Here is a 10,663-nt window from a genome sequence, read left to right as displayed (position 1 = left end):
TCATCGCGGGCAAGCCTTGCTCCCACAGGCTGGTGTCATGCCACCTGTGGGAGCAAGGCTTGCCCGCGATGTTTTAAAGATTCTGCAAGGTTTCCAGCAGCACCTTCACCTTGGTAATCGACTCCTGATACTCGGCCTCCCAGTCCGAGTCCGCGACAATCCCGCCGCCGCCCCAGCAGCACACCTGCCCATCCTTGACCAGCAAACTGCGGATGGCAATGGAGCTGTCCATTTCCCCGCGCACGTCCAGGTACAGCAACGAGCCGCAATACAGGCCGCGTCGGGTCGGTTCGAGTTCGTCGATGATTTGCATGGCGCGGATTTTCGGCGCGCCGGTGATCGAACCGCCGGGAAAGCTGCCGGCGATCAGGTCGAGGGCGTCTTTATCCACAGCCAACTCGCCGGTCACGCTGCTGACCAGGTGATGCACGTTCGGGTAGCTTTCCAGGCTGAACAACTCCGGCACCCGCACCGAGCCGATGCGGCATGTGCGGCCCAGGTCGTTGCGCAGCAGGTCAACGATCATCAGGTTTTCCGCCCGGTCCTTGGGGCTGGCCAGCAGCTCGGCGGCGCGGGCCGCGTCTTCGCTGGGCGTTGTCCCGCGGGGCCGGGTGCCCTTGATCGGCCGGGTTTCCACCTGGCCTTCGCTGACCTTGACGAAGCGCTCGGGGGACAGGCTCAGCACCGCGCCGCCCTCGGGCAGGCTCTGGAAGCCGGAAAACGGCGTCGGGCACGCCGCCCGCAGCGCCTGGTACGCGGCCCAGGCATCGCCCTGGCAGGGCGCACGAAAGCGCTGGGCAAAGTTGACCTGGTAGCAATCACCCGCCTGGATATACGCCTGGATACGCTCGAAGGCCTGTCGATAGGCATCGGCGCTGAGATCCGGCGTCATGGTCCCTTCAAGACTGAAAGTGTCAACGGATGCCCCATTCGGCTGGCTGAACAGGGCGATCAGGCGCTGGCGTTCGCCTTCGCCGCAATGGGGGTGGAATACCAGTTGGCTGGTGCCGGCCTGGTGATCGCTGACCAGCGCCCAGTCGTACACGCCAAAACGCGCGTCGGGCAGTTGCAGGTCGTCCTTGGCGTGGGACGGCAAGGTTTCGAGGTGTCGGCCGAAGTCATAGCTCAAGTAGCCGATCAGGCCGCCGGCAAAGGGCAATTGCACCGTGGTCGGTAGTACGGCGTGCCCAAGCCGTGTCAGTTCGATGCGCAGGCGTTGCAGGAAATCAGCACCGCTCTCGTTCGGCAACACCGCCAATTGCGCCAGCGGCCAGGCGCTGAGCAGATCATAACGCCCGCGTTCGGCACTCGGCCGGCCACTGTCGAGCAGCACGCTGCCAGGGGCATGACGGATCGCCGCGAAATACTCGGCAGGGTTGGCGCGGTAGGGCAACGGGTGTACGGAGCAGGTTGGCATGGGCGGGGCAGGTCAGCCGTTCAGGCGGGGGAGCGATTGTAATCCCTCTGTAGGATTTGCTCCTAGAGGGATGTCGGAGATGGGCAAGTATGGGGGAGACGATATCTGTGGTGTGAACACTTGTGGCGAGGGAGCTTGCTCCCGCTGGGTTGCGAAGCAACCCCCAGGCAGTTGAACCCGGTCAGTCTGATGCACCGGGGCGCCGGGCTTTGGGGTTGCTGCGCAACCCAGCGGGAGCAAGCTCCCTCGCCACAGGACTTCAACCTTCAAACCTCGGCCTCAACCCTCTACCGGCGGAATATGCCCAAACAACGCCTGGGCAAACGCCACGCGCTCTTCCACGGTTTCGGTAACGCCGCGGGCCTTGAGTTCTTCCAGGTGGGCTTCCACCGCATGGGTGCGCAAGGTCAGGCCGCAGTCGTTGGCGATCTGGATGTTCAGCCCCGGTCGGGCGTTCAGTTCCAGGATCAACGGGCCTTTTTCCTGGTCCAGCACCATGTCGACGCCGATGTAGCCCAGCCCGCACAGTTCATAGCAACCGGCGGCCAGTTTCATGAAACCGTCCCAGTAGGGCAGTTGCACGCCGTCCACCGCGTTGGTGGTGTCGGGGTGTTTGGTGATGATGTTGTTCAGCCAGGTGCCGCGCAGGGTCAGGCCGGTGGCGAGGTCGACGCCCACGCCGATGGCGCCCTGGTGCAGGTTGGCCTTGCCGCCGGACTGACGGGTCGGCAAGCGCAGCATGGCCATCACCGGATAGCCCATCAGCACGATGATGCGGATGTCCGGCACGCCTTCGTAGCTGATGCTCTTGAAGATCTGGTCCGGCGTCACGCGGTATTCGATCAGCGCCCGGTCACGGTGCCCACCCAAGGAGTACAGGCCGGTGAGGATGCTGGAGACGTGGTGCTCGATTTCCTCATGGCTGATGATCTTGCCGGACACCGTGCGATAGCGGCCTTCGAAGCGGTCGGCGATGACGATGATGCCGTCGCCGCCAGCGCCCTGGGCCGGCTTGATCACGAAGTCGGTGCGCCCGCCGATGATCTCGTCGAGCTTGTCGATTTCCTTCTCGGTGGAGATCACCCCGTACAGCTCCGGCACATGAATGCCGGCGGCGATGGCCCGCTCCTTGGTGATGATCTTGTCATCGACGATGGGGTACAGGCTGCGCTTGTTGTACTTGAGCACGTAGTCGGCGTTACGCCGGTTGATGCCCATGATGCCCCGGGCTTCCAGGGCCTTCCAGGTCTTCCAGAAGCCGAACATCAGGAGTCTGCCTTGAGGAAGGCCTTGAACCGTACCAGCTCGGTCAGGCGGTAGCCGCGATAACGACCCATGGCCAGCATGAAGCCCACCAGGATCAGCAGGATCGCCGGGAAAGTGAACACGAAGTACACCAGTTCCGGCACGCTCATGATCAGGTGCGCCAGGGACGCGGCGAACAGGGTGCCGATGGCGACTTTCATCGCGTGGCCGGCACCGCGTTCTTCCCAGGTGATGGACAGGCGTTCGATGGTCATGGTCAGGATCACCATGGGGAACAACGCCACCGACAAGCCGCGCTCCAGGCCCAGCTTATGGCTGAACAGGCTGATGGCGGCGATCAACACCACCACGAACGTCAGCACCACCGAGAGCCTCGGTAGCATCTGCAGCTTGAGATGCTCCAGGTACGAACGCAGCGACAGGCCCAGCGTGGTGATCACCGTGAACAGGATGATCCCGAAACCCAGTTGGGTCTCGCGAAAGGCCAGGGCGATCAGCACCGGGGTGAAGGTCCCCAGGGTTTGCAGGCCGATCAGGTTGCGCAGGATCAGAATGACCAGCACGCCGATCGGGATCATCACCATGATCATGAAGGTTTGCTGGGTTTGCAGCGGCAGGCCGTAGAGCGAGTATTCGAGGAAGTTGGCGTCGGTGTTCTCGTCCGTCAGCTTGGCCAGGCGAATGGCGTTCATTTCGCTGTTGTTCATGCTGAAGGTGACGGTGGCTTTCTTGCCGCCATCGACGGTGATCAGGTTTTCATCGCCGGTCCACCACAGCAGGCGGTCGGTGGGCAGGCCCTGTTCGCCGGAGTCGGGGTTGAAATACAGCCAGTCGGTGCCGTTGAAGCTGCGCAGCCACAGCTCAGGTGTCTGCGGCTGCTCCGCCACGAGGCGGATGGTGTGGACTTTTTCCACCGGCACGTGGGCGATGGACAGCACCAGTTCGACGATGCGCGCCTTGTTGGCCGAGGAAGGGTCGCCGGCCAGCAACAGCTTGACGTTGTCGTCGTTGAGGTTGTTGACCCGCTTGATCGCTTCGCTGATGAACGTCTCGACGTCGGCCGAATGCTGGCGGATCGGCGCGAGCAGGGCTTCGGCGGCCAGTTTCTCCGGGCCTTCGACGGCGATGCTGTCGCGGAAGGTCGGGCCCTTGACCTTGGTTTTCTCGGCGCTGTAGCGCTTGGTCAGCACCAGGCGGTAATACAGGGTCTGGTTGCCCTTGGCACGCCGGGCCGACCACGTCACCTTGCGGTTACCGTCGACCCGGTTCACCGCTACGCCGTAATTATTGGAAATGAAACTCTCGTTGAGGCTCACGTAGTCGCGGCTCAGCGGCGGCACGAACATCTGGATCTTCACCGGGTCCTTGGCATTGGGCACGAACTCGACCTTGGCGTCGATGTTCCACAAGTCGTCGGTGGCGTCTTCGGTGACCGGGATGCCGAGCACGAAAATCTGATAGGCCGTCACCGACAGGCCCAGCACCACCAGGATGGCGATCAGCATTTTCAGATGGAGGGTAAGGGAGCGCATTGGAATTACTCTGCGGTTTGAGCGGCATTGGCGCAGGCGGGTTTGCCGGCAGCGTATTTGAGACTGGGGTCGACCAGCGCGTCGAAGCGCTTGAGCGCCTCGGAACCGATCAGCAACGGGTATTGGAAGGCGCTACGGTCGGTCAGGTTCACTTCGATGCTGCGCAAGGCCGAGCCCATGCAGATGTCCAGTTCGATGACCGGTCGGGCCGTGTATTTCTTGCCTTCTTCCGGGTCGTAGTCTCCGGCGCGGCGCTTGATCTTGCTGACCCGGGCCAGCGGACGTTCGATGGGATGCGAGTGGGCCGCGTCGATGGCCAGGTAAAAGCGCACCCAGGACTCACCATTACGCTTGAAGCGCTTGATGTCCCGGGCGCTGAGGGACGCGGTCTTGGCGCCGGTGTCCAGCTTGGCGGCGACCTCCAGGTCGATGCCCTGCAGGGCGGCGTATTCGTTGAGGCCGTACACGGTTTTTTCACCCGCCACGGCAAGCCCCGGCAGGCACATGAAATAAAGAACAGCGGTGAAGGGCTTGAGTGTCATAGATCCTGGTGCGCAGCGTTCCGTTTATCGGTTCAGGCCCTGGCATTGCTGCACAAGCTCCCTGGGCAGCCTTCCCTATAAAAGGAGAGCGGCAAATCGCGCGGCATTCTAACACGGTGGTTTTCTGACGCCACCGCTGGCCGGACGCTACGATGCATTCAAACGAGTGGTTATGGCGGGTGAGCTTATTAGACGATTGTCGACAATGTTGATTTTTGCTTTGACGTAAACGCTGCTATTGGTTAGTTTTTGCCGTATTGATTTGAAAGGTGTCGACAATATGCTCGATCAGCTCGAAACCCCGATGATGGCTCAGGACGATTCGGAGACCCTCTCCGAGAACGTTTTCCGGCGTATCCAGGCCGCCATCGTCAAAGGCGAGATCGCCCCCGGCAGCAAGATCTCCGAGCCCGAGCTGGCGCGCACCTACGGCATCAGCCGCGGGCCGTTGCGTGAGGCGATCCACCGCCTGGAAGGCCAGCGCCTGCTGGTGCGGGTGCCTCACGTCGGCGCCCGGGTGGTGTCGCTGAGCCACGCCGAGCTGCTGGAACTCTACGAAATTCGTGAATCCCTCGAAGGCATGGCCTGCCGCCTGGCGGCCGAACGCATGACCCTGGAAGAAATCGACGAACTGCGCCGGGTGCTGGAAACCCACGAACGCGATGCGGCGTTCCAGGCCGGTGTCGGTTATTACCAGCAGGAAGGCGATTTCGACTTTCATTACCGGATCATCCAGGGCAGCGGCAACCGCACCCTGACGCAGATGCTGTGCGGCGAGCTGTACCAACTGGTGCGCATGTACCGCATCCAGTTTTCCACCACGCCGAATCGTCCGCGCCAGGCCTTTGCCGAGCACCACCGGATTCTAGACGCCATCGCCGACCGTGACGGTGAACTGGCTGAATTATTGATGCGCCGCCACATCGGTGCGTCCAAACGCAACATTGCGCGTCATTTCCAGGACAGCGCCGCCACTGAACGAGGTGAGTCATGAGTTCCAGCAAGAGCACGCCAGGCCAGCGTTTCCGCGATGCGGTCGCCACCGAGCATCCGCTGCAAGTGGTGGGCACGATCAACGCCAACCACGCGCTGCTGGCCAAACGCGCCGGTTTCAAGGCGATCTACCTGTCGGGTGGCGGCGTGGCCGCCGGCTCCCTCGGCGTGCCGGACCTGGGCATCACCGGCCTGGATGACGTGCTGACCGATGTGCGCCGTATCACCGACGTGTGCGACCTGCCGCTGCTGGTGGACGTGGACACCGGTTTCGGTTCCTCGGCGTTCAACGTGGCGCGCACCGTCAAATCGATGATCAAGTTCGGCGCGGCGGCCATCCATATCGAGGACCAGGTTGGCGCCAAGCGCTGCGGCCACCGTCCGAACAAGGAAATCGTCTCCCAGCAAGAGATGGTCGACCGCATCAAGGCCGCCGTCGATGCCCGTACCGATGACAGTTTCGTGATCATGGCCCGTACCGATGCCCTGGCGGTGGAAGGCTTGGAGTCGGCCCTGGACCGCGCCGCCGCGTGCATCGAGGCCGGTGCCGACATGATTTTCCCGGAGGCCATCACTGAGCTTGAGATGTACAAGCTGTTCGCCAGCCGCGTGAAAGCGCCGATCCTGGCCAACATCACCGAATTCGGCGCGACCCCGCTGTACACCACCGAACAGTTGGCCGGTGCCGACGTGTCCCTGGTGCTGTACCCGCTGTCGGCGTTCCGCGCCATGAACAAAGCCGCCGAGAACGTCTACACCGCGATCCGCCGCGACGGCACGCAACAGAATGTCATCGACACCATGCAGACCCGCATGGAGCTTTACGATCGCATCGACTACCACACCTTCGAGCAGAAGCTCGATGCGTTATTCGCGGCGAAAAAATGAACAGGTCGCAGCCTCGCTGCTCCGTAGGAGCTGTCGAGTGCAACGAGGCTGCGATCTCTTTCCTCCATTCTCTACAAATCCAAAAACTGGAGACAGCAAATGGCCGAAGCAAAAGTACTCAGTGGCGCCGGGCTCCGCGGCCAGGTGGCCGGGCAAACCGCATTGTCCACCGTAGGCCAGTCGGGCGCCGGCCTGACCTATCGCGGCTATGACGTTCGCGAGCTGGCGGCAGATGCGCAATTTGAAGAAGTGGCCTACCTGCTGCTGTACGGCGAGCTGCCGACCCAGGCACAGCTGGACGCCTACATCGGCAAACTGCGCCAGTTGCGGGACTTGCCCCAAGCTTTGAAAGAAGTGCTGGAGCGCATTCCCGCTGACGCCCACCCGATGGATGTGATGCGCACCGGCTGCTCGTTCCTGGGCAACCTGGAACCCGAGGAAGACTTTTCCGAGCAGCACGACAAGACCGACCGCCTGCTGGCCGCGTTCCCGGCAATCATGTGCTACTGGTATCGCTTCAGTCACGAAGGCCAGCGCATCGAGTGCGTGACCGACGAAACCTCCATCGGTGGCCACTTCCTGCACCTGTTGCACGGCAAGAAGCCGAGCGAGCTGCACGTCAAGGTGATGAATGTTTCGCTGATTCTCTACGCCGAGCACGAATTCAACGCCTCGACTTTCACCGCCCGGGTTTGCGCCTCCACGTTGTCGGACCTGTTTTCCTGCATCACCGCCGCCATCGGCTCGTTGCGTGGCCCGCTGCACGGCGGCGCCAACGAAGCGGCGATGGCGATGATCGAGCGCTTCAGCTCGCCCCAGGACGCCATCGAGGGCACCCTCGGCATGCTGGCGCGCAAGGACAAGATCATGGGCTTCGGTCACGCGATCTATAAGGACAACGACCCGCGCAACGAGGTGATCAAGGGCTGGTCGAAAAAACTCGCCGATGAAGTGGGCGACACAGTGCTGTTCCCGGTCTCCGAAGCCATCGACAAGACCATGTGGGAACAGAAGAAACTGTTCCCCAACGCCGATTTCTATCATGCCTCGGCGTACCACTTCATGGGCATCCCGACCAAGCTGTTCACGCCGATCTTCGTTTGCTCGCGCCTGACCGGCTGGGCCGCCCACGTGTTCGAACAACGCGCCAACAACCGCATCATCCGACCGAGCGCCGAATACACCGGCGTTGAACAGCGCAAGTTCGTGCCAATCGAACAACGCTGAGCTGGAGGGTTCTAGCCGCAGGAACTGGATACCCCCGAAACCCTGTGGGAGCGAGCTTGCTCGCGATTGCGTACTGACATTCAACTAATGTCGACTGATACACCGCTATCGCGAGCAAGCTCGCTCCCACAGTGGCCAGGGCCGCTTCAAGTCCGGCGCCAACCCTTCTGAAACCACCGTGACCCGAGTCCTGACGATGAACACAGAATTTCGCAAACCGCTACCCGGCACTTCGCTGGATTATTTCGACGTTCGCGAGGCCGTGGATGCCATTCGCCCCGGCGCCTACGACGGCCTGCCGTACACCTCCCGCGTGTTGGCGGAGAACCTGGTACGGCGCTGCGACCCGGCCACGCTGGGCGAGTCGTTGCTGCAACTGATCGAACGCAAGCGCGACCTGGACTTCCCGTGGTTCCCGGCCCGCGTGGTGTGCCATGACATTCTCGGCCAGACCGCGCTGGTGGACCTGGCTGGCCTGCGCGACGCCATCGCCTTGCAGGGCGGTGACCCGGCGCAGGTCAACCCGGTGGTGCCGACCCAACTGATCGTCGACCACTCGCTGGCGGTGGAGAGCGCCGGTTTCGATCCCCAGGCCTTCGCCAAGAACCGCGCCATCGAAGACCGGCGCAACGAAGACCGTTTCCACTTCATCAACTGGACCAAGAAAGCCTTCAAGAACGTCGACGTGATTCCGCCGGGCAACGGGATCATGCACCAGATCAACCTGGAAAAAATGTCCCCCGTGATCCAGCAGCGTGACGGCGTGGCGTTCCCCGACACCTGCGTGGGCACCGACAGCCACACGCCCCACGTCGATGCCCTGGGCGTGATCGCCATCGGCGTCGGTGGCCTGGAGGCTGAAAGCGTCATGCTCGGCCGCGCCTCATGGATGCGCCTGCCGGAAATCATCGGCGTCGAGCTGACCGGCAAGCTGCAACCGGGCATCACCGCCACCGACATGGTGCTGGCGTTGACCGAATTCCTGCGCCAGCAAAAGGTCGTCGGTGCCTGGCTGGAGTTTTTCGGCGAAGGCGCCAGTGCCCTGACCTTGGGCGATCGCGCGACCATTTCCAACATGGCCCCGGAGTACGGCGCCACGGCGGCGATGTTCTACATCGACCAGCAAACCATCGATTACCTGAAGCTCACCGGTCGCGAAGACGACCAGGTGCGACTGGTCGAGACCTATGCGAAACAGACCGGCTTGTGGGCTGACAAGCTCAAGGGCGCGCAATACGAGCGTGGCCTGACCTTCGACCTGTCGTCGGTGGTGCGCAACATGGCCGGCCCGAGCAACCCGCACGCCCGCGTCGCGGTGTCGGATCTGGCTGCCAAAGGTATTTCCGGGCAATGGGACGATGTGCCCGGGCAAATGCCCGACGGTGCGGTGATCATCGCCGCCATCACCAGTTGCACCAATACCAGCAACCCGCGCAACGTGATCGCCGCTGGCCTGCTGGCGCGCAACGCCAACCGCCTGGGCCTGGCCCGCAAGCCGTGGGTCAAGTCGTCCCTGGCGCCGGGTTCGAAAACCGTGGCGCTGTACCTGGATGAAGCCGGCCTGACGTCCGAACTCGAGAAGCTGGGCTTCGGCGTGGTGGCGTTCGCCTGCACCACCTGCAACGGCATGTCCGGCGCGCTGGACCCGGTGATCCAACAGGAAATCATCGACCGCGACCTGTACGCCACCGCCGTGTTGTCGGGCAACCGCAACTTCGACGGGCGTATCCATCCGTACGCCAAGCAGGCGTTCCTCGCCTCGCCACCGCTGGTGGTCGCTTATGCCATCGCCGGGACCATCCGCTTCGACATCGAGAAGGATGTACTGGGCGTGGTGGACGGTCGGGAAATCCGCCTCAAGGACATCTGGCCGAGCGACGAAGAAATCAATGCGGTGGTCAAGGCCTCGGTGAAGCCGGAGCAGTTCCGCCAGGTGTACATCCCGATGTTCGCCATCCAGGAAGACACCGGGCCGAAAGTGACGCCGCTGTACGACTGGCGCCCACAAAGCACCTACATCCGTCGTCCGCCGTATTGGGAAGGCGCGCTGGCCGGTGCGCGGCCGCTCAAGGGCATGCGCCCGCTGGCGGTGCTGCCGGACAACATCACTACCGATCACCTGTCGCCGTCCAACGCCATCATGCTGGACAGCGCCGCGGGTGAATACCTGGCGAAAATGGGCCTGCCGGAAGAGGACTTCAACTCCTACGCGACCCACCGCGGCGACCACCTGACCGCGCAACGCGCCACCTTCGCCAACCCGAAACTGTTCAACGAAATGGTCCAGGAAAACGGCAAGGTCAAGCAGGGCTCCCTGGCCCGGGTCGAGCCGGAAGGCAAGGTCATGCGCATGTGGGAAGCCATCGAGACCTACATGGAGCGCAAGCAGCCGCTGATCATCATTGCCGGCGCCGACTACGGCCAGGGTTCGTCCCGGGACTGGGCGGCCAAGGGCGTGCGCCTGGCCGGTGTCGAGGCGATCGCCGCCGAAGGTTTCGAGCGCATCCACCGCACCAACTTGGTGGGCATGGGCGTGTTGCCGCTGGAGTTCAAGCCCGGCACCGATCGCAAGACCCTGGGCATCGACGGCAGCGAAATCTATGACGTGATCGGCGAACGCACGCCGCGTGCGACGCTGACCCTGGTCATCACTCGCAAGAACGGCGAGCGCGTCGAGGTGCCGGTGACCTGCCGCCTCGATACTGCTGAAGAAGTGTCGATCTATGAGGCCGGTGGTGTATTGCAGCGTTTTGCCCAGGACTTCCTTGAATCGGCGGTTGCCATCTAAATCACAGCTG

General features: G+C 62.7%; 8 protein-coding genes. 4 read left to right on the top strand and 4 right to left on the bottom strand.

Annotated features, from left to right (window positions below):
* Window positions 1-73 precede the first annotated feature (73 nt).
* From pabB to LQ215_RS23625, 4 genes are all read right to left on the bottom strand, one after another.
* Window positions 74-1,417 (bottom strand): aminodeoxychorismate synthase component I, encoded by a 1,344-nt coding sequence (gene pabB / locus LQ215_RS23640; protein ID WP_230152819.1) that lies wholly within the window; start codon window positions 1,415-1,417, stop codon window positions 74-76.
* Between the two features lie 279 nt (window positions 1,418-1,696).
* A complete protein-coding gene (locus tag LQ215_RS23635) occupies window positions 1,697-2,683 on the bottom strand; it encodes an alpha-L-glutamate ligase-like protein (protein WP_013693958.1) in 987 nt (328 codons plus the stop codon).
* The gene (locus LQ215_RS23630) at window positions 2,683-4,215 is read right to left on the bottom strand and encodes an inactive transglutaminase family protein (RefSeq protein ID WP_230152818.1); all 1,533 of its coding nucleotides are present in this window, start codon (window positions 4,213-4,215) and stop codon (window positions 2,683-2,685) included. The genes LQ215_RS23635 and LQ215_RS23630 overlap by 1 nt, the downstream gene beginning before the upstream one ends.
* Before the next feature lie 5 nt (window positions 4,216-4,220).
* Entirely contained in the window at window positions 4,221-4,757 is a 537-nt protein-coding gene (locus LQ215_RS23625) for an ATP-dependent zinc protease family protein (RefSeq protein ID WP_018600248.1), read from the bottom strand.
* 280 nt (window positions 4,758-5,037) lie between these two features.
* Between LQ215_RS23625 and LQ215_RS23620 the strand changes: the two genes are divergently transcribed.
* The 4 genes from LQ215_RS23620 (at window position 5,038) to acnD (ending at window position 10,653) form a co-directional block, all read left to right on the top strand.
* Window positions 5,038-5,751: a GntR family transcriptional regulator gene (locus tag LQ215_RS23620; RefSeq protein ID WP_230152817.1), complete on the top strand. Its 714-nt coding sequence runs from the start codon at window positions 5,038-5,040 to the stop codon at window positions 5,749-5,751.
* Window positions 5,748-6,638, top strand: a complete 891-nt coding sequence (prpB, locus tag LQ215_RS23615; protein ID WP_003204061.1) for a methylisocitrate lyase — start codon at window positions 5,748-5,750, stop codon at window positions 6,636-6,638. Before LQ215_RS23620 ends, prpB begins: the two co-directional genes overlap by 4 nt.
* A gap of 99 nt (window positions 6,639-6,737) precedes the next feature.
* Window positions 6,738-7,865 carry a bifunctional 2-methylcitrate synthase/citrate synthase gene (gene prpC, locus LQ215_RS23610; protein ID WP_230152816.1) on the top strand — a complete coding sequence of 376 codons (1,128 nt, stop codon included), beginning with the start codon at window positions 6,738-6,740 and terminating at the stop codon, window positions 7,863-7,865.
* A 196-nt stretch (window positions 7,866-8,061) separates the two neighbouring features.
* Window positions 8,062-10,653 (top strand): Fe/S-dependent 2-methylisocitrate dehydratase AcnD, encoded by a 2,592-nt coding sequence (gene acnD / locus LQ215_RS23605; protein WP_230152815.1) that lies wholly within the window; start codon window positions 8,062-8,064, stop codon window positions 10,651-10,653.
* Window positions 10,654-10,663: the final 10 nt, after the last annotated feature.

Source organism: Pseudomonas brassicacearum (genome assembly GCF_918698105.1).
GTDB classification, from domain to species: Bacteria; Pseudomonadota; Gammaproteobacteria; order Pseudomonadales; family Pseudomonadaceae; genus Aquipseudomonas; species Aquipseudomonas brassicacearum_F.
This window is presented reverse-complemented; position numbering and strand designations above follow the sequence as displayed.